This is a genomic window from Actinoplanes sp. NPDC048967, from assembly GCF_040649415.1.
Taxonomy (GTDB): domain Bacteria; phylum Actinomycetota; class Actinomycetes; order Mycobacteriales; family Micromonosporaceae; genus Actinoplanes.
Window position 1 is genome coordinate 316,158 of the sequence record NZ_JBEZFL010000006.1, and the last position, 22,694, is coordinate 338,851.

Below are 22,694 nucleotides of genomic sequence, written 5' to 3' on the forward strand. Positions count from 1 at the left end.
CCAGCGTTGCGCCGCCCCGGTCAGGGCCACACAGCCCGGGACGGCGGGACCTCCGGGTCAGTGCCGACCGGGATCCGGATGGGCGTCGCACCAGCGCCGGTACGCGCTGACTGCGGTGGGCAGGGTCGGGAAGATCCGCTCCGTCCCGACGGCGGCGATGAGCCCGTAGCCGTTCAGCGCGGCGAGGAGGTCCTGCTTCACCCGGGCCAGCGCGAAGACGATGCCGCGGCCGGTCAGCTCGGCCCGGAGCTCCTCCAGCGCGTCCAGCCCCGTGCTGTCGACCTCGACGTTGGACTCGACGTTCAGCACGAACCAGCGGACCGGATCCGGCTGGTCCGCGACCGCCGCCAGCGCCCGCCGCCGGAAGTCCTCGGCGTTGGCGAAGAACAGCGGCGAGTCGTAGCGGTAGACCACCAGCCCGCGCACGGTGGTGGCCTGCGGATAGTCGTCGACGTCGTGCATACCGGCGAGGTCCGGCACGAAGCCCTCCACGGCATCGTGCGGGCGGGCCACGCGGTGCAGCATCTCCGCGACGGACAGACCGACGGCCAGCAGCACGCCGTAGAGGATGTCGAAGACGAGCACGCCGACGAGGGCGGCCAGCGCGAGCAGGATTTCGCTGCGCCGGAACGCCGCCAGCCGACGGAACGCGGCGATGTCGATCAGGCGGGTGGCGGCGTACACGACGATCGCGCCGAGCGCGGCGGTCGGGAAGCGCGCCAGCATCGGCCCGGCGAAGACCAGTACCGCCACCACGCAGGCCAGGGCGACCAGCGAGTACACCTGACTCCGCGCGCCGGACGCCACGGCCAGCGCGGTGCGGCTGCCGCTGCTGCTGATCGGGAAGCCGCGCAACAGCCCGGCGCCGAGGTTCGCCGCGCCCAGCGCCAGCAGTTCCTGGTTCACGTCGACGGGGGTGCCGCCGCGGGCGGCGAAGGCCCGCGCGGTCAGGACCGTGTCGGTGTACCCGACGACGAGCACACCGACCGCGGGAAGCAGCAGATGCCGCAGGTCGCCGGAGTCGGGCAGAGCCGGGGTGGGCAGCCCGCCCGGAACGGTCCCCACGACGGCCAGGCCGTGCCGTTGCAGGTTGAAGGTCACCACCGCGAGCGTGGCCAGCATGACCACGACCAGCGGTGTCGGCAGGCGTGGGTAGCGCCACTGACCGAGGAACAACAGTCCCAGCGCGGCAGCGGCGAACGACGCGGTGACCGGCTGCAGGTCGCCCAGATGGGCCGCGAACGAGGCGAGCTCGGCGGGGATACCACCGCTGTCGACCGGCACCCCGGTCAGCTCGCCGAGCTGACCGACGATCATCGTGACCGCGACCCCGGCCAGATAGCCGACCAGGATCGGCTTGGACAACAGGTCGGCGACGAACCCGAGACGCGCGGCGAAGGCCAGCACAGACAGCAGGCCCACCAGGATGGCCAGGGTGGCGGCGAGCGCCGCGTGGCGGGCCGGGTCACCGCCGGTGAGCGGGGCAACCACCGCCACCGTCATCAACGCCGTGGTCGACTCCGGACCCACCGACAGGTTCCGCGAGGAGCCGAGGAAAACGTACAGCGCCAGCGGCGCCAGGATCGCCCACAGCCCGGTCACCGGCGGCAGGCCGGCCAACGTCGCGTAGGCCATCACCTGCGGGACGAGATAGGCGGCCACGGTCAGTCCCGCGAGGAGATCGCCGCGCAGCCCGGTCCGGTCGTAACCGCGCAGCGCCTCCAGCCCGGGCAGCAGCCGTTGCGGTGATCGTGGTGTACCCATGCCCGGACTACTGCTTGTAGCCGAGCTCACGCAGCAGGACGCGGCGTCGCGCCACGTCGGCATCGGTTTCGATCCCCACCGGCGACCGTCCGTCGAGCACGGCCGCGATGCCCCGGTTCGGGCCGGCGGCCGCCACGACAACTCCGACCGTGTCGGCGGTGGCGCACCAGATGTTGGACACCTCGGGTACGTCCTTGACCGCGTTCAGCGCGTCGGCCGGGTAGCCGCCGCGCAGCATGATCACGAAGCTGTGTCCCGCTCCGATGGCCTCGGCGGCGGCGCAGGCGCTGCGCTCCAGGTCCGGGTCGTTGCCCGAACGCCGGATCAGGCAGTCGCCGGACGCCTCGCAGAAGGCGATGCCGAAGCGGAGATGGACGCTGATCCCGACCAGTGCCTCGTGCAGGCCCTCCACCGTCTTGACGAAGTGGGCCTGCCCGATGATGACGTTGGCGTCGGCCGGTGTGTCCACGCTGACCAAGGCGAACTCGATTGTCATGACTGCCTCACCCGGCTCCAGTCTCTCGCGCCGGGCGTGCTCCGGGACAGGGCCGAAGGTCGCCATCCGCGTGGATTCTCCCCTCGAATACGGTCCATCGGCCCTGCTCGCGGAGCACAGCCGGGGCAACGATGGACAGATACAGCGGAGGAGGTGAGCGAGATGAGATCGTCATCCGTGCTTCCGGTGGTCGTCGGCGTCGACGGTTCGGAATCCAGCATGTCGGCGGTACGGGCCGCCGCCGCTTTCGCTTCGCGGTACGGTCTGCCCCTGCGGGTCGTGCACGTCTTCAACTGGCTGCCGGACAGCCCCCGGCAGGCCGACCCCCAACCCGGCACCACCGCGCACGAGCTGCTCGAGCGCGCGGTGGCCGCCGCCTCCACCGTCGCCCCGGACCTCGCCGTCAGTACCCGGCTCCTGGAAGGGGCGCCCGGCTCGACGCTGCTGCGGCAGGCCCGCACGGCCTCTCTGCTGGCCGTCGGCGACGGCGGATTGTCCGGCCACGTCTGCCTTCCCACGCAGGCCGGCGCGGTGCACGTCGCCGCCCGCGCCTCCTGTTCGGTGCTGGTCGCCCGGGCCAGGCACCCGTTCGGCGGCTCCGTGGTGGTCGGCGTCAACGGATCGCCCGCTTCCGAGCAGGCCCTCGACTTCGCCTTCGACACCGCCGCCCGCCGCGGCACGGACCTGCTCGTCGTGCGAGCCGTGCCGACCGCGGACGATCCGGCCGGCGACCGGCTGCCCGACCTCGCCGAGCTCGTCGCCGTCCGGGAGGACAAATATCGCGTTCCCGCCCGGGCCCGGACGGTGCCGGGTGACCCGGCAACGATTCTGATCGCCGCATCACAGGGAGCGAGTCTCCTCATCGTCGGGGCCCGCGGGCAGCACGCCTACGGCGGCCTGCTCGGATCGGTGTCCCAGACGGTGCTGCACCACAGCTGCGCTCCCCTCATCCTGGTCCGCGGCCTGATCGCCCCACCGCCGGACCGGTACGCGCAGAGTCCGGTCGCCGCGGCGACCGGCTGACGCCGTCCCTGTCCCCCGGTTCCCGGCAGACGGGCCTCACCTCGGCGGCCCCGCTCGGCAGCCGGCCCAGCTCGGCAGTCAGCCGACCCCGCAGCTCCCGCCGGACGTCCTCGACGGCCGGCAACACGACGGGCACGAATCCGTGGCGCCGCAGGGGCGTACCGGGAACGTGGCCAGCCATGGCCGAATTCCTCTCGACGTGTCGATGAGCCGCCGGCTCGGAGGTCCACCGGCCCTCGATGTCACCGCCTGGGAAGCACCCGGCGGGCGAGGCGGGCGGCACGCCGCTGCCCGGGAAGCGACCGCGCGCCCCGGTGAGTGGTGCCGCCCCGGGCGGCGATCACGGCCCGGACGACGAGCAGGGCGGTGACGGCGACGATCTGACCTCCCATGATGATCCGGTTGACATCGACGGCCGGCCGCCAGCCGACCTTGCCGTCGCGCAGCACGAACACACCGAGCGGTTTGGCCGACATGCCCAGGCCTCCGCCGGTGCCACCGTTCTCCTGACCCGGTCCCGCGGGCCCGGTGCCACTTCCCCCACCCGCGCCTCCGCCGATCCGGGCCACCGGGAGCACGATCGTCTCTCCCTGAGTGATGGGGGCGCCGAACACCTTGCCGACCGAGACGGTGTCGACCGCCTCCCGCAGGGTGTCCAGGATGCGTGCGTCCTTGGTCGTCGTGACGGTCATGGCCACCAACGCCTCTCATACTCTCGTCGCGGTGGAAGCCGGGGATCGGCCCCCGGATCCACAGTGCTGCCGGACGCCCCGCCGAAACAGGGCCGAAGGTCCGGTGTCCGGCCACGACGTTCAGCGCCGGGCGCCGCACCGGTTCACGGCTGCCGCGCGAACAGATCCCGCACCTGGTGCCCCACCCGGGTGAACGTCGTGTCGAGGGCGTCGGTGAGCAACCGGCCGACCTCGCGGACGTCCTCGCGAACAGCGTCGTCCTGCACGGCGTTACCGGCGGCCTTGAACGCTTCGTCGACATCTGCCCGTAGCCGGCCCATCGCGTCCCTGACCTCCTGGTCGTCGTCGACCTGCTCGACATGCAGTTTCAGCTTGAGAGCAAGGGCTTCGACCCGGTCCGCCAGCTCCTGCCAGCGGGAGGCTTGTTCGGTCATCGCATTCTCCGTCCTCGAATCCTGCTTCGGCGAAGGTCTCGGTGTCAGGGTGAGCGCCGCCGCAGGGTCGCCGCGCCCAGCATCAGCGCGATCACCGCCGCCCCGACGATGATCACCAGGTCGCGCCACATCCGCGGGGTGGCCGCGGGGTGCGTGCCCACCTCGGTCAGGGCCTCGACCGCGTACGACATCGGCAGCACGTCGCTGATCGCCTGCAGCCAGCCCACCATCTGCTCACGTGGCACGAACAGCCCGCACAGCAGCACCTGCGGCAACACCACCGCCGGCATGAACTGCACCGCCTGGAACTCACTGCGCGCGAACGCGCTCACGAACAGCCCCAGCGCCATCCCGAGCACGGCGTTACCGACCACGATCAGCCCGACCAGCCAGGGGCTGCCCACCGTGTCCAGGCCCAGCAGCCAGTACGCCAGCGCCGACACCACCGCGGCCTGCACTGCGGCGGCCGCGGCGAACGCGATGCCGTAGCCGAGCAGGATGTCGAGTCTGCCGATCGGAGTGGTCAGCAGCCGCTCCAGGGTTCCGCTGGTCCGCTCCCGCAGCATCGCCACGCTCGTCAGCAGGAACATCATGGTGAAGGGGAAGACACCCAGCATCACCAACGCGACCCGGTCGAACATGGCGGGCTGGGCGTCGAACATGAACCTCAGCAGGGTCAGCAGCACAGTCGGCACCACCAGGATCAGCGCGATCGTCCGGCGGTCGTGCCGCAGCTGGCGCAGTATCCGGCCCGCGGTGGAGAAGGCGACCTGTACGGACACGGCTAGACCGCCTCCCTCGACTGCTGGTCCTGCCCGTCGCCGGCCAGGACCATCCGCAGGAACGCCGTCTCCAGGTCGCTGGTGCCGGCCGCGCTTCGCACGGCATCAGGGGTGTCGTCGGCGATCAGCCGGCCGTCACGGATCAGCAACAGCCGATCGCAACGTCCGGCTTCGTCGAGCACGTGACTGGACACCAGCAGCGTGGTGCCGGCCTCGGCCAGAGCGTGGAACCGCTGCCACAGATCCCGGCGGACCACCGGATCCTGGCCCACCGTGGGTTCGTCCAGCACCAGAAGTTCGGGCCGGCTCAGCAGTGCGCAGGCCAGCGATGCCCGCGCCCGCTCCCCGCCGGACAGCGCTGTCACCAGGTGGTCGGCGACCGCCTCCAGCCCCACGTCACGGACCGCCTCTTCCGCGGTGGTCCGGGAAAGCCGGTACAGGGAGGCGAAGTAGCGCGCGTTCTCGCGTACGGTCAGGTCCGCGTAGACGCTCGGCGCCTGCGTGACGTACCCGATCCGGCGCCGCAGATCCGGCGCACCCGCCGGCTCCCCCAGCACGGTGACCGTGCCGGCGCGCACCTTCTGCACTCCGACGATGCACCGCATCAAGGTGGTCTTGCCGCTGCCGTTGGGGCCGAGCAGACCTGTCACGCTGCCTCGCCGTACGGCGAAATCCAGGCCGTGCAGCACTCGGCGTCCGCCGCGGTCGACCACCAGCCCGTCAACCTCGATCGCGCTGTCCATCATCCCTCCCGTCGGCCGGGCCGCAGCTCCGGCGCGACCCGTGGCGCGCCGGTGACCTCCCGGACGGGGGCATCCGGCGGACGACCGGCCCGGCTTGGAGTCTGCCCGGTGCGGACCGGCGTGCGCAGGGCCGAAGGTCCCGGCCGAGGCCGCGGTGTGTCGCCGGCGGAACGGCCCGGTCAGGCCCGGTGGACGTCCCCGCGCGCGATCATGACCGGGCAGGCGGCGTGGTGCAGCAACTGAAGCCCCACCGAGCCGAGCAGCATCCCGGCGACCGGGCCCAGCCCGCGACTGCCGACCACCACGAGGCGGGCCCGCTGCGACGCGGCCACCAGCGCCCTGGCCGCGTCCGCCCGGCTGACCAGCTCCTCGACCTTGACCTGCGGATATCTCAGCCGCATCGGGCGCACGAGCTCGGCCAGCAGCCGGCTCTCCTGGGCCAGCCCCTGCTCGAGCCACAGGATCGACGGCGCGATGTCGGCGGCCCACGGCGGCGCGGGCCGCAGGAACGCCCGGATCGCCTCGAGTGGGCAGGCCTCGGCTGCCGCCTGGTCGAAAGCGCACTCGAGCGCCACCGCACCAGCGGCCGCGCCGTCCACACCCACGGCGACAGGGCCGGGCAGGGTGTCCGGCTCCCCCCGCACGACGACCACCGAGCACGGAGCACGGGTCGCCACAGCGTGCCCGACCGAGCCCAGGAGGAGGCCGGCGAAGCCGCCGTGACCGCGATTGCCCACCACGACCAGTGCCGCGTGACGAGCAGCACGCAGCAACACCGGTCCCGGTTGCCCGGCGTCGACGCGGCGGCGGATCGTGATGAACGGTGCGACGGCGCGGGCGGCCAGTTCCGCGTCCTCGGCGATCTCCGCGGCCCGCCCGGCCGCCAGCTCGGCGAAGCCCGGCGCCGGCAGATGAACGTCGGCGGACCAGCCTTCGTCGTAGCCGTGGACGATCACCAGATCCGCGCCTCGGAGACGGGCCTGTGCGGCGGCCCACCGGACCGCGGCCAGCGCCTCGCTCGAACCGTCCGTACCGACAACGACGGCCGGCGCCTCGACGCTCATGGTCCGTCTCCCCTCCCGAAGAATCTGCCCGCCGGCTCCATCGAAGCGTGGCGACGCGTTCCCACCCAGAGTCGTTCGGCCCACGGCGCCTCCGCGTCCGTGACGCACGATGACCGCAGCTGACCCGTGTCCCGTGTCCCGGTCGGACGGGACCAATGGCCGCAGCGGCGACACGAATCGCCCACCTATGCTGCGGAAAGGCGGCGCGGAGCGGACCTCTCCGCCCGGAGGAGCAGGCGCCCGCGTCGAGCCCGGCCGGAAGGGTGGCCCGATGGGAACCGACGACAGGCAGCGACAGTTCGACCAGATCATCGCCCGGCTGACCGCCGACCATCCCTCCCTGACGGGACGACGACGCCCGCCACGCCGGACACTGGTCACCGTCGCGGTGGTGGGTGGGCTGATCTGGGGACTGCTCTCCGTGGCGATGGTCGCCTGGGGCACCGCCGGGGTGGTGTTGACCTGCGCCCTGGTCGTCCTCTTCGGCGCGGGGATCGTCGCGGAGGAGTACCGGCGACGCCACTGACGCCGGGGCGGGGACATGCAGTCACACCCGTGTCCACAGCCGCGCACCGGCGAGCGGGACGACCAGGCTCCACCACGTCACGACGGCGAACGGCACCGCCCCGGTCAGCAGCAGCCCCCGCGCCGCGGTTGCCGCATCCGAGCCACGGCGACGGCCGTTCCACTGTGCAGAGCGGTCGGGCCCCGACTCCGGTCCCGGTCCACGCGCTCGCTGATCTGGTTCATGTGCCACATCGCAGACCGATGATCCGTCGCTCGTCCGCCCGGTGGGCCGGCATCACGGTTCCGGCGGTCCCCACTGTGCGGGCGCCGGGCTCGGCCGGGCCGTCGTCGATCCCGGTCAGCTCCCGACAGTGCCGGACTGCGCGGCATTGCGGACCACGACGAGCGGGCAGGCGGCGTGATGCACGAGGTACTGGCTCACCGAGCCGAGCAGCAAGCCGGTGAAGCCACCGCGTCCACGGTCGCCGACGACCATCAGCTGCGCGCCGGCGGATCGTTCGGCCAGGATGCGGCGGGCCGGGCCCTCGATCATCTCCCGGCGCACCACCAGGTCGGGTTGACGTTCGCCCAGTCCCGCCACGGCTTCGGCGAAGACCCGCTCCTCGATCGGTCCAGCCGCCCAGTTCTCCCAGCTCATCGGCAGCTTGTCGACGAGTTCAGCGCTGTCGCCGGTGCTCCAGGCGTGCACCGCGAGCAACTCCGCCCCGCGCAGCGCGGCGGTTCCCGCGGCGAATTCCAGCGCCCGCATCGACGTTGCCGATCCGTCGATCCCCACCACCACCGGACCGTTCGTTCGCCGTTCGCCCCGGATGACCATGACCGGGCACAGACTGTGCGAGGCTGTCTGCACCGCCACGGAGCCGACCAGCAGCTGGGCGAGACCACCGGCACCACGGTCGCCGAGGACGATCAGGAACGCGTGCCTGCTCTCGGCCCGCAGCGCCGCGACCGGCGACTCATCGACGATCACAGCCGTGACGGCCAGCTCGGGCCGGGCCTTCAGCGCGATCGCTTCCGCCTCCCGCAGTGCTGACAGCGCACGCTCGCGGGTGACGCGGCGTACCGGCTCGGACATGTCGGGGGTCAGCGCGGCGCTGACCGGCGGCCAGGCGAACGCGTGGACGATGCGCAACGGCCGGTTGCACAGAGCGGCCTCCGCCGCAGCCACCTCCACCGCGGCGAAGCTTCGGGCCGAGCCGTCCACGCCGGCCACGACGGGCGCCCCGGCCAGCGTGGTCACGGTGCCACGTCCTCCGGGCGGGCCGGCTGGACCGAGGGCTCGATCCGGCATTCCGCGCCCGGGAAGACCAGCGTCGTCCGGCCGTCCTCGAGCCACCTCACCTGGTACGGCGGCGCGCCGTCGGGGTGGGTGATCTCGGTGATGATGCCGGTCCGGCGGTGATCGCCGAGGTGCGTTCCCTCGATAATGATCTTGTCACCGACATGGGCGTTCATGGTCCCTCCCCTGGCCTTGCGCTGTTGCCACCAGGATGGTCCGCCGCGTGACCGGGGAGCAGAGGCTTTCGTCCCTCGGCGGGCCGGGACTTCGGCCGTTGCGAGGCCCGCACGGTCGGGGCGGTCAGGGCCCGTCGTGCCGGGCGCCGGGCGCGCGGTGACGGAGGACGTCACGGATCCAGGCGGCGGTGGGCACCCGTCCCGAGACGACGACCTTCTCGTCCACCACGAGCGCCGGCGTCGCCGTCACCCCGTAGCCGACGATGGTGGGATAGTCGTCGACCTTCTCGATGGTGGCACCCACGCCGAGCGCGTCCACCGCTTCGCGGGTCCGGCGTTCGAGGGTGGCGCATTTCGCGCAACCGGGGCCGAGCACTTTGATGATCACGGTGATCTCCTTCGGTGTGACGGGATCAGGTCAGGACGGCGTTGAACAGGTAGCCGACGGCCACGATCCCGGTCCCGACGACCGCGACGAACGCCGCCAGCAGTTGCGGCTTGAGAACGCGGCGCAGCAGGATCATCTCCGGCAGGCTCAGGGCGACGACACTCATCATGAAAGCGAGCAGGGTGCCCATCGGCAGGCCCTTCTCGTGCAGCGCCAGCACGACCGGCATGACACCGGCGGCATTGGCGTACAGCGGGATGCCGACCACGACGGCGACCAGCACCGCGAAGACGTTGCCACGGCCCGCGTAGGTGGCGAAGAACGATTCGGGGGCCCAGCCGTGGACCGCCGCGCCGACGCCGATGCCGGCCAGCAGGTACGGCCAGATCTTGCGCAGGATCGTACCGACCTCTTCCACACCCATCTGGATGCGCTGGTCGAAGCCGAGGCCCTCGGTGGAGTCGATGATCTGCCCGCCGAGCCGGGTCTCGAACACGAACGGTTCCACCCACCGCTGCGCGCCCAGCCGGCCGAGGACCCAGCCGCCGGCGATCGCCAGGGTGAGCCCGGCGGTCACGTAGAGGGCCGCGATCTTCCAGCCGAACATGGCGAAGAGCATGCCGACGGCGATCTCGTTGACCAGCGGGCTCGCGATCAGGAAGCTGAGGGTGACCCCGATCGGCACCCCGGCGGCGACGAAGCCGATGAACGCCGGGACCGCGCTGCAGGAGCAGAACGGGGTGACCACGCCCAGACCCGCCGCCAGCACGGTGCCCGCGCCCGCACGCCGGCCGCCGAGCAGTGCCCGGGTCCGTTCGATGCTCATGTACGAGCGCAGCACGGTCACCGCGAAGATGATCCCCACCAGCAGCAACGCGATCTTGATGCTGTCGTAGAGGAAGAAGTGGATCGTCTCGGTCGATCTCGCGGCCGGCGCCAGGCCGAACAGGTCGTACAGCAACAGATCCCAGATCCACCCGTTGACCCGGTACGCAGCCGCCCACGCCGCCGCGGCCAGGGACAGCACGACCCAGCGGCCGCGGGTGGAGGCCGGTAAGCGGCCGACAGCGCGAATGCTCACCTCTTCATCCTCTGCGTCGTGGTCGGCAGCCCACAGGGGCAGACGTCCCGTGCGGACAGGACCGCGGGCAACCCTCAACCAGGTGGTGACGGCCCCGGCGGGGCCGGCAGACTGGTCCGGTAGAGACGAGTACGTGGTCGCGCCAGGTGCGACCGGTCAGCTCGACCCCGACCCGACGCGGCGGCGTCATCGGTGATCGTGATGGTGCCGAACTGCCCGCCGCCGGGGAAGCGGAGGCGACCGACCTGATCATGGCGTCTGCGGATCGGGGACCAGGCTGAACGCGCCCTCCTCTTCCTGGGCGTTGTGCAGTCGCAGGATCGCATAGAGCCCGTAGAGCAGCCGGCGTACGTCGGTGACGTCCTCGGCGTCCGCCTGCTCGACGAGATCGTCCACTGTCCGGCGCAGGCGCCCGATCTGGTGGTCGATCTCGGCGTGGGTGCGGCTGAGCCCACTCGTCGTCTCGGCCCCGCCGAGCGCTCGCGCCATGATCGGCAACAGCTCGGCCTCCTCGGCGCGCTCGTGCGCGAGCAGCCGCACCTCGAGGTCGTCCAGCAGCGCGCGCACCGGTCCCAGGTCGTACGGCGGCAGGTTCAACGCGTCGGCTACGGTGCGCACCTGCTCGACCAGCGGGCGCACCTCACGGTGCTCGGCGTACAGCCGCCGGGCCGTGGCACGGTCGGTGGCGTTCATCGTCACGGTGTGCGACCGCCCGGGCAGCAGCGCGGTCAAGGCGATGGCGATGGCGGCGACGTCGATGCCTTCCTGCAGCAGCGCGCCGGCGGCCGGGGACAGGTGACCCGCGGCCGCCACGATCATCGCCGCGGCCGAGAGCCCCATCCCGGTCAGGACCGCCATCAGCGCGATGACGCGGCAGCGCCGGGCGATGAGGATGGCGTCGGCCAGCGCGTCGATCCGGTCGACCGTGAGTACCACGTCGGCGGCCTCGGCCGACGCGGTCGCTCCGCGGGCCGCCAGGGCGACGCCGACCTCCGCCGCCGCCAGCGCGGGCGCGTCGTTGATGCCGTCGCCGACCATGACGGCCGGCGCCAGCCGCTGCTCGGCCCGGATCAGGGCCAGCTTGTCGCCGGGGTCGCAATCGGCGTGCACCGCATCGACCCCGACGACCCGTCCCACGGCCTCGGCCGTGTCGGCCCGGTCGCCGGTCACCAGCACGACGCGACTGATCCCGGCCCGGCGCAGCGCGCGGACCATGCGAGGTGCCTGGGGCCGTACCGGATCATCCAGCAACAGCACTCCCGCCGGCACGTCGTCGATCGCCGCGAACACCGTCAGCGAGCCGTCGAGCGCGGCCCGCCTGCGGGCCTGGCGCATCCACGCCGGCATCGGATCGGGAACGATCCACGCCGCCTTGCCCAGGCGGACCCGGTGGCCGTCGACCAGGCCCTGCACCCCGTAGCCGTGGCGCTCCTGGACCTCCTCCGGCGGCGACAGCCGCAGGCCGCGGTCATCGGCGGCGGTGACGATGGCCCCGGCCAGCACGTGGGCGGAGCTCTGGTCCAGGCCGGCGGCGAGGCGCAGCACCTCGCCGGCCGGCAGCGGCCCGTTCGCGGGAGTCACCACATCGGTGAGGACCGGCCGTCCGGCGGTCAACGTGCCGGTCTTGTCGAACAGCATGACCCGCCCCGCGGCCAGCCGCTCCAGGGCGCCGCCGCCCTTGACGACGACGCCGTTGCGGGCCGCCCGGGAGATCCCCGACATGATCGCGATCGGCACGGCCAGCAGCAACGGGCAGGGTGTGGCCACCACCAGCACCGCCACCGCCCGTACCGGATCACCGGTGACGGCCCAGGCCGCGCCGGCCAGCAGCAGCGTCACCGGGACGAAGGCCACCGCGAACCGGTCCGCGATCCGCACGGACGGCGCGCTCGCCGCCTGCGCCTGCTCCACCAGGCGCACGACGCCGGCGTAGGTCGACGCCTCGGCCGTCGCGGTGGCCGTCAGGCGCACCGGTCCGCCGGCGTTCACCACCCCGCTGCGCACGTCCTCGCCGCTCCGGCGCTCCACCGGCAACGGTTCACCCGTCAGCGCCGACTCGTCGAGCACCGCCGGGCCGAGCAGCCGCCCGTCGACCGGCACGATCTCACCGGAGCCGACCACGAGGCGGTCACCGATCACCACCTCGGCCACCGGCACCTCAACCGGCCCCGACGCGGTGTCCCGCCGGGCGGTGCGCGGGGCCCGGGCCACCAGGGTGCTGAGCTCGCGTCGGGCCCGGGCCGCGGCGCGCGCCTCCAGCAGCACGCCGCTTGACAGCATGACCGCGATCACGGCGCCCGCGAGAGCCTCGCCGACCCACAACGCACCCGCCAGCGCCAGCCAGGCGATCACGTCGACGCTTGCCTCGCGCCGCCGTGCCGCCCCGATCAGCACCGCCGTCGAGTACCCCAGGCCGAGCAGCGTCGCGGCGTTCCACAGCGCGCCCGCCACATCCGGGGCATCGGCCGCCGCGGCCACCGAACCGATCAGCACCAGCAGGAGCGTCGCGGCGAACAACGCCTGCTCCCGTCGCTGCCACCACCGCCGCATACCGTCCTCCCCACGTCGCCGCTTCACCTCCACGGTCGGACATCGCCCGGGTCACCGGCAGGGCCGCACGGCCCGGACCGCGGCACCGTCGGTCCGCCCGGCATCGGTTCACGTGACGGCAACGGTGATCTCCGGCTGATGAAGCAGCGTGTTGGGCACGGTGCAATGGCTCGCCACGGCGGCGAGGGCCGCCGTTCGCCCCGGCGGGAAGCCGGCCGGGGTGCAGCTCCGTCGGGGTCGGTGCCGGATCGGCGCCGCCCGATCCGGCCGGTTGATCCACCCGGAGGCGGTGGTCCCGGACGGTGATCTCGTACTCCTCACCGCCGACATGATCGACCGTGAGACGGCCGGTTCCGGGGGTCGTGGTGCTCGTCACGTTCCACCTCCCGTCGGGGAGCGGCGGCATTCCGGCCGATCCGATACCCCCAAGGGTATTTTGCGGCGTCGTAGTGATCAGGGCGTCCGGCCGCTCGGGTTTCTCCACACCGCCTCCACACGGGATACACCCCGTCCGCACCGGCGCGCGCGACGCTGCCGGAAGAGATGAGACGAGGGAGGAACCATGAGAGCCACCACTTCACGCCGGATGGCCGTACTGGTCACGGCCGGCGCACTGGGCCTGGGTGGCATCGCGGCGGCGGGACCGGCACTGGCCGGCACCGACGTCTTCACAGCGACCCGGGCCGTCATGGTCCGGCCGAGCCCGCGCGGCCCCAGCGATACCGGCATGGGCGCCGGCATGGGTGCGGGCATGGGCGCCGGCATGGGCGCGGGCATCTGCTTCGGCACCGGTGTGAGCGCCGCCCAGGGCACCTTGACCACCCGGCAGAAGACCACTCTGATCGCCATGGCACAGGAGGAGAAGCTCGCCCACGACCTCTACGTGAGGTTCGCGGACAAGTATCCGGTCCCGCTCTTCGGGCACATCGCCGCGGCGGAGACCCAGCATCTGAACGCCGTGCGCAGCCTGGTCGCCCGCTACGGGCTGACCGACCCCACGGCCGGCACGGCCGACGGAACGTTCAGCGACCCGGCGGTGCAGGCCACCTACGACAGGCTGCTCACCCGTGGCACGACCGGGCGAGCCGCCGCCCTGCAAGTGGGCCAGGAGGTGGAACGCACCGACATCGCCGACCTGCAGAAGGCGCTCGGCGGGCTGACCGCCCCCGACGTCACCCAGGTCTACCAGCACCTGCTGGCGGCCTCGCAGCACCACCTGACCGCGTTCACCGCGTGGGCGACCCGGTAACCGGTTCCGGCACAGAGAGGCGATGACAGGCGATGACCTATGCCATCACAGTTCGCGTGGCGGCGCCGTTCGCGGAGACGGTCGAACGGGTCCGGACGGCGCTCGAGAAGGAGGGCTTCGGGGTGCTCACCGAGATCGACGCGCGGGCGACGCTGCGCGAGAAGCTCGGCGAGCAGATGGAGGACTACCTCATCCTCGGCGCCTGCAATCCGCCGCTGGCCCACCGGGCGCTCGGCGTCGACCGGGAGATCGGCCTGCTGCTGCCCTGCAACGTCGTGGTCCGGGGGGACAGCCCCGGCACAACGCTGGTGCAGGCCCTTGATCCGCAGACCATGGTGCAGATCACCGGACGGTCTCAGCTCGCGGAGGTGGCCGACGAAGCCACCTCCCGGCTGCGGGCGGCGCTGGCCACCCTCGGCAGCTGAACAGGAGAGCGCCGGCAGTCCCGCACGGGACCGCCGGCGCGCAGCCGAACGTCAGGCCAGCGACAGGAAGAGCTTCTCCAGCTGCGCCACGTCGACGCTCGGCTCCTCACCGTTCTCCTCGGCCTTCACGCACTGCCGCAGACCACTCGCGATGATCTTGAAGCCGGCGCGGTCGAGAGCACGGGACACGGCGGCGAGCTGGGTGACCACGTCGGCACAGTCGCGGCCGTCCTCCAGCATCGCGATCACACCGCGGATCTGCCCCTCGGCGCGCCGCAGCCGCTTGACGACGTCCCCGAGAGCGTCCTGGTCGATCTCCATGCCGTGTCCTCCCGATCATCTCTTCCCGCTGAACGATACCCCTCCGGGTACGAACGCCCGGTCGGGTGCTCAGGCGACGTCGGTCACGACCGCGTCGCGGTTGAGGGTGGCCGGCTGGTGGACGCCAGCGGCAGACGAACGGTGACAGTGGTCCCCGAGCCGTCCCCTGACGCGGCTGTGACCGTACCCGCGTGGGCGGTGACCAGCTCCCGCACGATCGCCAGGCCGATCCCCGAACCCGCGACCTCCCGGCCCCGGTCGCCCCGCCAGAGCCGGTCGAAGACGTGCGGAAGATCCTCGGCCGCGATGCCCGGGCCGGTGTCGGCCACCTCCAGCGCCGCCTCGGGACCGTCGGCGTACCCGCGCAGGCTCAGTCCGTCGCCCGTCCGGCAGTAACGCGCCGCGTTGGTGAGCAGGTTGACGACAACCTGGTGCAACCGGTCCGGATCTGCCCGCACCGCCAGCGCGCCGGTCAGGTCGGTGTGGACACGCAGACCGGCCGCTTCGAGCTGAGGGAGCTGGGAAGCGAGCGCGGCGCGGGCGATCGCCGCGAGGTCGGCCTCGGCCGGACGCAGCGACAGCGCCGCGGACTCCGCGGCGGACAGGTCCGCCAGGTCGGCAACAATGCGACTGAGACGCAGCGTCTGGTCGTGCAGGGCTCCCAGCCGTTCCGCGTCCGGCGCACGCAGGCCGTCGCGCAGCTCCTCCAAACCGGCCTGCAGCCCGGCCAGCGGTGTGCGCAGCTCGTGGGCCACATCGGCGGACAGCCTGCGGCGTACGGCTTCCCCGCGGACCACCTCGTCGGCCATCGCGTCGAACGCCCGGATCACCTCGCCCACCTCCCCCGGCGCACCGGCGCGGCTGCCGGCCCGGGCACTGCGCTCCCCCGCGGTGAACCGCCGGGCCGCGCCGGCCAGGGCCAGCAGGGGACGGGTGAGGCGCCGGGTCACGAATCCGCTGACCGCCAGCGCCACCAGCAGGGCCACCGCGGCGGCACCGGCCACCCAGGACCAGGCGATCCGCCGCGCCCCGGACACGTCACCGGCGAAGCTGACCCGGGCGGTGCCGACCCGGGCGCCTCCCACCCGGACCGGCGCTTGCGCGACGTGCCCGGCAGACATCATCCGGGCGCCCATCCCGCCCATGCCACGACCGGGCCACACCATCGCGCCGCTGCTGTCGAGCACCACGAGGTGGCCGTCGGCGGCCTCGGCCAGGCCCGAGGCGTCACCGAGATCGACCGATGCCCAACCACCGGCGGCGAGGTAGGCAGTGGCCACCGCCGCGGCCGCGCGATCCGCTGTCCGTTGCTGATCCGCGTGCCGGGCACCGGTCAGCCCCCGGTCGGTGGCGATCAGCGCCGCGAGGGTGAGGACGAGAACCGAGGAGAGCGCGACGACCAAGAACGCGACCAGCAGCCGCCGGCCCAGCGGGCTGCGCAACACTGTCAGCTTACTCGTCACGCGACCACCCCAGCCGGTAGCCGACGCCGAGCACGGTCTCCACGATCCGCGCGGCGTCCGGGCCGAGCTTGTGCCGCAGATTCTTCACGTGGGAGTCGATCGTGCGTTCATAGCCCGCGAACTCGTACCCGCGGACCCGGTTGACCAGCTCGTAGCGCGAGTAGACCCGGCCCGGCGCCGAGCACAGGGCGGTCACCAGGCCCCATTCCGTCGGTGTGAGGTCGAGCACGACACCATCGAGGCGGACCTCGTGCCGCGCCTCGTCGACCTGCAGCCGACCGGCCCCGTAGGAGGTGACGACCCGCTCGGCCTGCGCCCCGCGCGTGCGGTGCAGGACCGCCTCGATGCGCAGGACCAGCTCGGTCGGACTGAACGGCTTGGTCACGTAGTCGTCCGCGCCACGGCGCAAACCGTCGATCCGGTCCTCGACGGCGCTGCGGGCCGTCAGCACCACCACGGGCACCTGCCGGCCGTCACGCGCGGCGGCCAGCACAGTGAGGCCGTCGATGTCGGGCAGACCGAGGTCGAGCACCAGCACCGCCGGGTCGGCGGTGTCGAGCAGCCGCAGCGCTTCGGCACCTGATCCGGTGGTGTGGACGGCGTGCCCGGCGCGTTCCAGGTAGCGGCGGACGAGGTCGCGTATCTCGCGGTCGTCCTCGACTACCAGAACCGGGCGCGCCATCACCACAGCCTTCTCCGGCATGACGGCCTTCGGTCAGGGCCGGAAGACCCTCGTCGCCTGTCGAGTGGCGGTTGGGCTGCGACCGGCGATCTTCGTACGGGCCCCCTCGTATCGAGTGTTCCGATGCTTGGTCCAGCATACCCTGGGGGGTATCTGTTCCTCGGTTGACAAAGCCCGCCGACCGCGCGCTATGGTGAAACCCAGGTACCCCCCGGGGTATACATTCGGAGGATCATCCATGCGTCCAGAGGTCGACCTGTCCACTTTCGCCGCCGCACATCGCGACGGCGTCGTTCTCATCGACGTCCGCGGACCCGTCGAGTACGCCCACGGCCACGTGCCGGGCGCCCTGTCCATCCCACTGGGAAACCTCGTCACCCGAGCCCGTGAGCTGCCCCGCGGCGGCGTACCGGTCCACGTGATCTGCGCAAGCGGAAATCGCAGCCTCGCCGCGGCCGAGTACCTGCTGCGCCTCGGTGTCGACGCCCGGTCGGTGGCCGGCGGCACCGCGGCCTGGCTACGCGCCGGCCATCCGGTCGTCTGCGGCACTCACGCCCGCGCCTGAACCCCACCTGCCCTCAAAGGAGTCCCCGTCATGCCGTCCGTCCTGCCCATCGACACCCCGTCACTCGGCGATCGCAGCTACCTGGTGCACGACGGCCGGGTCGCCTTCGTCGTCGACCCGCAGCGCGACATCGACCGTGTCCTCGGCCTCGCCGCCGCCCACGACGTGCGCATCACCCACGTCTTCGAGACGCACGTCCACAACGACTACGTCACCGGCGGATACGCCCTCGCGCGGCGCACCGGAGCCGCGTATCACCTCAACGCCGACGATCCCGTCACCTTCGACCGCGTGCCCACGTCCGACGGCGACGTCATCACCGTCGGCGACACCATGACCGTCAAGGTCATCGCCACCCCCGGCCACACCCACACCCACCTGTCGTACGCCCTCTCCGAGGCCGGCCGGCCGGTCGCCGTCTTCTCCGGCGGCTCCCTGCTTTACGGCTCCGTCGGCCGGCCCGACCTGCTCGGCCCCGCACACACCCAAGACCTGGTGCACCACCAGTACGCCTCCGCGCACAAACTGGCCTCCGTGCTGCCCGGCGACGCCGGGGTCTACCCCACCCACGGCTTCGGCAGCTTCTGCTCCGCCACCCAGAGCGCGGCGACCGCGTCGACCATCGCCCAGGAAAAGCTGGTCAACCCCGCCCTGACCCGCGACGAACAGACCTTCGTCGACGAGCTCCTCGCCGGCCTCGACGCCTGGCCGGCCTACTACGCCCACATGGCCCCGGCCAACAGCGCCGGCCCCACCGCGCCCGACCTCCGCGCACCTGAGCAGGCCGACGCCGAGCAGATCCGCAAACGCCTCGCCGACGGCGAATGGGTCGTCGACCTGCGCAACCGGGTGGCGTTCGCCGCCGGGCACGTCGCCGGCACCCTCAACTTCGGCCTCGACGGCAGCTTCGCCACCTACCTCGGCTGGCTCATCCCCTGGGGCACCCCGATCACCCTGCTCGCCGACACCGCCGACCAGATCGCCGAGGCCCAGCGGGAACTCGTCCGCATCGGCATCGACCGGCCCGCCGCCCAGGCCACCGGCGATCCGACCGGCTGGAGCGGCGACGGTGACCTCGCCACGTATCCCCGAGCCACCTTCGCGGACCTCGCGCGGGTCCGCCACCACCGTCCCGTCGTCATCCTCGACACCCGCCGCAACCTCGAGGCCGCCGAGGCCCGCATCGACGGTGCCGTCCACCTTCCCCTGCACGATCTGCCCCGCCGCCTCGACGAGATCCCGGACGGCGAGGTGTGGGTGCACTGCGCCGCCGGCTATCGCGCCTCCATCGCCGCGTCCCTGCTCGCCCGCGCCGGCCGCCAGGTCGTCGCGGTCGACGACGACTTCGGCCACGCCCGCGGCGCCGGACTGCCCGTCGTCTCCTGACCCCGATCGCGCCGGCCCGACTGACGAGACAACCAACGAGGAGCCATGAGCACTGCCGAACCGAACCGACCCGCCGTCATCGACGCGGCCCAGCTGCGCCGGCTGCTCGACTCCGGCCGCGCGCCCCGGATCCTGGATGTGCGCACGCCCGGCGAGTTCGAGACGAGCCACATCCCCGGCGCTTACAACGTCCCGTTGGACCTGCTCCGCGAACACCGGACCGAGCTGCTCGCCCACCTCGACGACGACGTCGTGCTGGTCTGCCGCTCGGGTGCCCGCGCCGCTCAGGCCGAGCAGACCCTCGCCCGGACCGGCCTGCCCAACCTGAAGGTTCTCGACGGCGGCATCCTCGCCTGGCAGGCCGCTGATTCCCCGGTCGAGCGGGGCAGGCCCCGCTGGGATCTCGAACGCCAGGTGCGCCTCGTCGCCGGATCCATCGTGTTCGCCGCCGTGCTGGTGTCGGTGGCCCTGCCGGGCGCGCAATGGGTCGCCGCGGCGATCGGTGCCGGCCTCGCCGTCGCCGCGCTGACGAACACCTGCGCGATGGGCACGGTGCTGTCCAGACTCCCCTACAACCGTGGTGCCGCCTGCGACCTGGACACCATCGTCGGGCAGCTGCGCGGCACCGCGCCCACCGGAGGCCGGCCATGAGTGCGCTGGTCCTGACCGTCGCGCTGGCCACGGTCATCGGGGTGAGCCTCGGGCTGCTCGGCGGCGGCGGATCCATCCTCGCGGTTCCGCTGCTGATCTACGTCGCCGGTATGCCGACGAAGGAAGCCATCGCCACCTCGCTGCTCGTCGTGGGGGCCACGAGTGCCGTGGCCGTCGTACCACACCTGCGCGCCGGGCGAGTGCGATGGCGTACCGGCCTCATCTTCGGGATCGCCGGCATGGCCGGCGCCTACAGCGGCGGCCGCCTGGCCGCATACGTCCCGGGCGGTGTCCTGCTCACCGCATTCGCCCTGATGATGCTTGCGACCGCCGCCGCCATGATCCGCGGTCGGCGCCGCGTCAGCACCGAGCCGGTGCCCCACGAGCTGCCAGTGCTCCGCGTGGTCCTGGACGGCGTCGCCGTCGGCCTGGTCACCGGCCTGGTCGGGGCCGGCGGTGGATTCCTGGTCGTGCCGGCCCTCGCCCTGCTCGGCGGGCTGCCCATGCCCGTCGCGGTGGGCACGTCGCTGGTCGTCATCGCGATGAAGTCCTTCGCCGGGTTTGCCGGCTACCTCTCCGAAGTCCCCATCAACTGGGGCCTGGCCGGAGCCGTCACGCTCGCCGCGGTCGCGGGGAGCCTTTTCGGTGCCAGGCTTGCCGGTCGCGTTCCGGCGGACATCCTGCGCAAGGGGTTCGGCTGGTTCGTCGTCGTCATGGGAGTTTTCGTCCTCGCCCAGCAGCTCCCGGCCGATTTGCGCGAAGGTCCCTGGCTGTGGAGCGCCTCCGCGGTGCTCGTCGCAGTCGCGACCGCCATCGCCGCACGCCGCCACCGGTCGCACCGGCTCCGCTCGGGCGCTGGTGAGACGGCCACGGCCTCGGGCACCGCTCAGCGCCGGGCGTGACCGGAACTTCCGTGAAGAAGCGGTCACCGGACACCACCGGGCCAGTTGCTGCGCGTCGCCGCGGTGCTCCGGTGACGACCTCAGCACGGTGATGGACGTCATGCGCTGGTCACGGACGGGCCGTCCAGGACGGCCGGAGTGCCGGCAGCCGTTGAATCAGCACGACCGATCCCTGACCCGCGCCACGGCGAAGGCCGGGCGTGGCCCGGCCTTCACGGCGCTCAGCTGACCTTGAGGCTCGTGACCGACGACCGCCCGTAGGAACGGATCACGATCTCGTACGCCCACACCCGGGCGCCCCACTCCGGGAAGTGCCAGCCCTGCGGCGGCCGGGTGATCCCCTGCACCGCACTCGACAACCGGCCCGTGGTGGTGATCGTGAGACGCCGTCCGGACGGGTGCGCGAACACCATCGTCGTGCTGTTGGGGGTGGCCGACACCATCGTCCATTCGGGGTCGAGGTGGAAGTACTGCCGCCACAGACTCTTGGACGGGAACGTGTCGGAGACCTTCATCGTCACGGTGTCGCGGTTGACGTTCACGCCGCGGGTGTGGCTGATCCCGAACATCGTGTCCTGCACCGTCCAGTTGTGCGCGGGCCCCTGGACGACGTTCGCGGTCACCTTGCCGCCGGCACTGGTCACCGTGCCGCCGTCGGGCAGTGCCACGTTGTGACTGTTCGGCGACACCTGATACGCGTGGTAGTTGTTGGTCGCGTCATAGGTGAACCGGCCTGGACCGACCAGCACCCGCACGCCCGCGGCGCTGAAGGTAACGCCACCGGCGCGGTCGTGCTGGCCGTGCGCCCGCCGGGCCGGTCCGGACCGGACGGTGTAGTAGATCGCGTTCGGATCGCTCCACGACCACCGGCCGATGTCCCAGCCGGTCTGATCGTCGCGAAGCACCCGCGGCGTGGTCAGGGTCGCCGCGGACCCGCCGATCTCGTCGGAGTCACCCACCTGCACGATGACGCCGTCGGGCTCGGTCAACCACTGGTTGGCGATGCGGGCCTTCGCCACTATCCGGTCGACCGAGGCGGCCGCCGTCTCGGATCCGGGCGTGTCGCGGAGCACCGCCACCGCGCTGGCCCAGAGGCTGGTGTTGACCCCGTGGTACATCGAGGACTGTTCATAGGAGAGGCCCTGGGTGGAGAAGGCCTGCGGCGCCTCGCTCGTCATCCGTCTGATGGCGGTGGACTTCCAGGACGGCACGCCGAGCTGCTCGCCGGCCCGGACGAGTTGCAGGTTCGCCATCAGCCCGTGGTTGTGCACCGGAAAGTTGGGCGGGCCGTAGTACCGGCCGGACAGCAGGACCTGAGCGTCGGCGGTCATACCGGGCCGCAGCTGCTCCGACGCCTGCAGCGCGTACAGACAGTTCTCGGTCTCCAGGCGGCGCAGCGCCGTACCCTCGTCCCAGCCGTAGTTGTTGTTGCCCGGGTCCGGGTTCTGGCGGTGGAAAGCGACCGCCTGGGCGACCAGGGCGGCGAAGGACTGCATCTGGCCGTCCATGACCGCTCGCCGGGCCAGCGGTTTCATCCACATCAGGCCCTCGTACTGCAGGCGCCACGTCACGTCCGTCACCGGAGGGTTCCGCCAGGAGGACGCGGGTATCGCGCCGACGGTGAAGGGCGACGCCGGAGGCATGCTGACCACGATCGGCTGTCCGTCGGGCACCGGGTCCGGAGACGCGGGGCCGCAGCGGGCAGTCGCGGTCGGATCCTCGGCTCTGCGCCCTGCGGGCCAGGGACCGTAGATCTGTTGCAAGGCGTCGATGTCGTCGACGGCGGCCGGATCCAGAGTGATCACGTGCGTGTCCGTCGGCTCGGCCCCGGCCGGGACCGCTCCGATCAGCAGTGCGGTGAGCGCGAGGACAGCGCCTGCCGCAGCGGATCTGTGCATCTCCTCGTCACCATCCCCTCAGGACTGCATTCGGCCGCGTCATGAAATGATCAGCCCAATACAGCGGAATAAGGTTTATGGCCTGCATTCAACAGCACCGCCGAATGTGGCGACACGGCCCAAGGGACGGACTGGGCGGGACATTCGGCCCG

Annotated in this window: 24 protein-coding genes; 8 read left to right on the forward strand and 16 right to left on the reverse strand. The window is 72.1% G+C overall.

Going from position 1 to position 22,694, the window contains the following annotated elements; all coding sequences use genetic code 11:
- Positions 1-57 precede the first annotated feature (57 nt).
- Both sulP and AB0C12_RS27055 read right to left on the reverse strand, forming a co-directional pair.
- Positions 58-1,764, reverse strand: a complete 1,707-nt coding sequence (gene sulP, locus AB0C12_RS27050; RefSeq protein WP_360552587.1) for a sulfate permease — start codon at positions 1,762-1,764, stop codon at positions 58-60.
- 7 nt (positions 1,765-1,771) lie between these two features.
- Positions 1,772-2,260, reverse strand: coding sequence for an adenosine-specific kinase (locus AB0C12_RS27055; protein ID WP_360552589.1), 489 nt, complete (start codon positions 2,258-2,260; stop codon positions 1,772-1,774).
- A gap of 162 nt (positions 2,261-2,422) precedes the next feature.
- On the opposite strand from AB0C12_RS27055, the gene AB0C12_RS27060 reads away from it, so the two are divergent.
- Positions 2,423-3,283, forward strand: coding sequence for a universal stress protein (locus AB0C12_RS27060; RefSeq protein ID WP_360552591.1), 861 nt, complete (start codon positions 2,423-2,425; stop codon positions 3,281-3,283).
- Positions 3,284-3,525: 242 nt separating this feature from the next.
- Here the strand turns inward: AB0C12_RS27060 and AB0C12_RS27065 are convergent, their stop codons facing one another.
- The 5 genes from AB0C12_RS27065 to AB0C12_RS27085 all read right to left on the reverse strand — a co-directional run bounded on the left by AB0C12_RS27065 (position 3,526) and on the right by AB0C12_RS27085 (position 6,998).
- Complete coding sequence (locus tag AB0C12_RS27065) at positions 3,526-3,975, reverse strand: spore germination protein GerW family protein (RefSeq protein ID WP_360552593.1); 450 nt, start codon at positions 3,973-3,975, stop codon at positions 3,526-3,528.
- Positions 3,976-4,118: 143 nt separating this feature from the next.
- Positions 4,119-4,409, reverse strand: coding sequence for a hypothetical protein (locus AB0C12_RS27070; protein WP_360552595.1), 291 nt, complete (start codon positions 4,407-4,409; stop codon positions 4,119-4,121).
- Positions 4,410-4,453: 44 nt separating this feature from the next.
- Positions 4,454-5,191 (reverse strand): ABC transporter permease, encoded by a 738-nt coding sequence (locus AB0C12_RS27075; RefSeq protein WP_360552597.1) that lies wholly within the window; start codon positions 5,189-5,191, stop codon positions 4,454-4,456.
- A gap of 2 nt (positions 5,192-5,193) precedes the next feature.
- A complete protein-coding gene (locus AB0C12_RS27080; RefSeq protein WP_360552599.1) occupies positions 5,194-5,934 on the reverse strand; it encodes an ABC transporter ATP-binding protein in 741 nt (246 codons plus the stop codon).
- Positions 5,935-6,113: 179 nt separating this feature from the next.
- Positions 6,114-6,998 (reverse strand): universal stress protein, encoded by an 885-nt coding sequence (locus AB0C12_RS27085; protein ID WP_360552601.1) that lies wholly within the window; start codon positions 6,996-6,998, stop codon positions 6,114-6,116.
- Positions 6,999-7,269: 271 nt separating this feature from the next.
- On the opposite strand from AB0C12_RS27085, the gene AB0C12_RS27090 reads away from it, so the two are divergent.
- Positions 7,270-7,524, forward strand: coding sequence for a hypothetical protein (locus AB0C12_RS27090; RefSeq protein ID WP_360552603.1), 255 nt, complete (start codon positions 7,270-7,272; stop codon positions 7,522-7,524).
- A gap of 339 nt (positions 7,525-7,863) precedes the next feature.
- Here the strand turns inward: AB0C12_RS27090 and AB0C12_RS27095 are convergent, their stop codons facing one another.
- The 5 genes from AB0C12_RS27095 to AB0C12_RS27115 form a co-directional block, all read right to left on the reverse strand.
- Positions 7,864-8,766, reverse strand: coding sequence for a universal stress protein (locus tag AB0C12_RS27095; protein ID WP_360552605.1), 903 nt, complete (start codon positions 8,764-8,766; stop codon positions 7,864-7,866).
- The gene (locus AB0C12_RS27100; protein ID WP_360552607.1) at positions 8,763-8,981 is read right to left on the reverse strand and encodes a DUF1918 domain-containing protein; all 219 of its coding nucleotides are present in this window, start codon (positions 8,979-8,981) and stop codon (positions 8,763-8,765) included. Before AB0C12_RS27100 ends, AB0C12_RS27095 begins: the two co-directional genes overlap by 4 nt.
- Positions 8,982-9,105: 124 nt before the next feature.
- Positions 9,106-9,369, reverse strand: coding sequence for a thioredoxin family protein (locus tag AB0C12_RS27105; protein ID WP_360552609.1), 264 nt, complete (start codon positions 9,367-9,369; stop codon positions 9,106-9,108).
- Positions 9,370-9,394: 25 nt separating this feature from the next.
- Entirely contained in the window at positions 9,395-10,450 is a 1,056-nt protein-coding gene (locus AB0C12_RS27110; protein WP_360552611.1) for a permease, read from the reverse strand.
- Between the two features lie 249 nt (positions 10,451-10,699).
- Positions 10,700-13,000 (reverse strand): heavy metal translocating P-type ATPase, encoded by a 2,301-nt coding sequence (locus tag AB0C12_RS27115; RefSeq protein WP_360552613.1) that lies wholly within the window; start codon positions 12,998-13,000, stop codon positions 10,700-10,702.
- A gap of 562 nt (positions 13,001-13,562) precedes the next feature.
- Between AB0C12_RS27115 and AB0C12_RS27120 the strand changes: the two genes are divergently transcribed.
- Together AB0C12_RS27120 and AB0C12_RS27125 are read left to right on the forward strand one after the other, a co-directional pair.
- Positions 13,563-14,249 carry a DUF2202 domain-containing protein gene (locus AB0C12_RS27120; protein ID WP_360552615.1) on the forward strand — a complete coding sequence of 229 codons (687 nt, stop codon included), beginning with the start codon at positions 13,563-13,565 and terminating at the stop codon, positions 14,247-14,249.
- 32 nt (positions 14,250-14,281) lie between these two features.
- Positions 14,282-14,674 (forward strand): DUF302 domain-containing protein, encoded by a 393-nt coding sequence (locus AB0C12_RS27125; RefSeq protein WP_360552617.1) that lies wholly within the window; start codon positions 14,282-14,284, stop codon positions 14,672-14,674.
- A gap of 51 nt (positions 14,675-14,725) precedes the next feature.
- Here AB0C12_RS27125 and AB0C12_RS27130 read toward each other — a convergent pair whose 3' ends face one another.
- The 3 genes from AB0C12_RS27130 to AB0C12_RS27140 all read right to left on the reverse strand — a co-directional run bounded on the left by AB0C12_RS27130 (position 14,726) and on the right by AB0C12_RS27140 (position 17,140).
- Positions 14,726-14,995 (reverse strand): metal-sensitive transcriptional regulator, encoded by a 270-nt coding sequence (locus AB0C12_RS27130; protein ID WP_360552619.1) that lies wholly within the window; start codon positions 14,993-14,995, stop codon positions 14,726-14,728.
- A gap of 83 nt (positions 14,996-15,078) precedes the next feature.
- Positions 15,079-16,458 carry a HAMP domain-containing sensor histidine kinase gene (locus AB0C12_RS27135; RefSeq protein WP_360552621.1) on the reverse strand — a complete coding sequence of 460 codons (1,380 nt, stop codon included), beginning with the start codon at positions 16,456-16,458 and terminating at the stop codon, positions 15,079-15,081.
- Positions 16,448-17,140, reverse strand: a complete 693-nt coding sequence (locus AB0C12_RS27140; RefSeq protein ID WP_360552623.1) for a response regulator transcription factor — start codon at positions 17,138-17,140, stop codon at positions 16,448-16,450. The genes AB0C12_RS27135 and AB0C12_RS27140 overlap by 11 nt, the downstream gene beginning before the upstream one ends.
- A 238-nt stretch (positions 17,141-17,378) precedes the next feature.
- Between AB0C12_RS27140 and AB0C12_RS27145 the strand changes: the two genes are divergently transcribed.
- Genes AB0C12_RS27145 through AB0C12_RS27160 form a run of 4 tightly spaced genes read left to right on the forward strand, consistent with a single transcriptional unit; the run spans position 17,379 to position 20,644 of the window.
- Positions 17,379-17,705, forward strand: a complete 327-nt coding sequence (locus AB0C12_RS27145) for a rhodanese-like domain-containing protein (protein ID WP_360552625.1) — start codon at positions 17,379-17,381, stop codon at positions 17,703-17,705.
- 30 nt (positions 17,706-17,735) lie between these two features.
- On the forward strand, positions 17,736-19,091 hold the full coding sequence (locus tag AB0C12_RS27150) for an MBL fold metallo-hydrolase (RefSeq protein WP_360552627.1): 1,356 nt from the start codon (positions 17,736-17,738) through the stop codon (positions 19,089-19,091).
- A 45-nt stretch (positions 19,092-19,136) separates the two neighbouring features.
- The gene (locus AB0C12_RS27155; protein ID WP_360552629.1) at positions 19,137-19,742 is read left to right on the forward strand and encodes a rhodanese-like domain-containing protein; all 606 of its coding nucleotides are present in this window, start codon (positions 19,137-19,139) and stop codon (positions 19,740-19,742) included.
- Positions 19,739-20,644, forward strand: coding sequence for a sulfite exporter TauE/SafE family protein (locus tag AB0C12_RS27160; RefSeq protein WP_360552631.1), 906 nt, complete (start codon positions 19,739-19,741; stop codon positions 20,642-20,644). Before AB0C12_RS27155 ends, AB0C12_RS27160 begins: the two co-directional genes overlap by 4 nt.
- Before the next feature lie 221 nt (positions 20,645-20,865).
- On the opposite strand, the gene AB0C12_RS27165 is transcribed toward AB0C12_RS27160, so the two are convergent.
- Complete coding sequence (locus AB0C12_RS27165; protein WP_360552633.1) at positions 20,866-22,542, reverse strand: heparinase II/III family protein; 1,677 nt, start codon at positions 22,540-22,542, stop codon at positions 20,866-20,868.
- Positions 22,543-22,694: the final 152 nt, after the last annotated feature.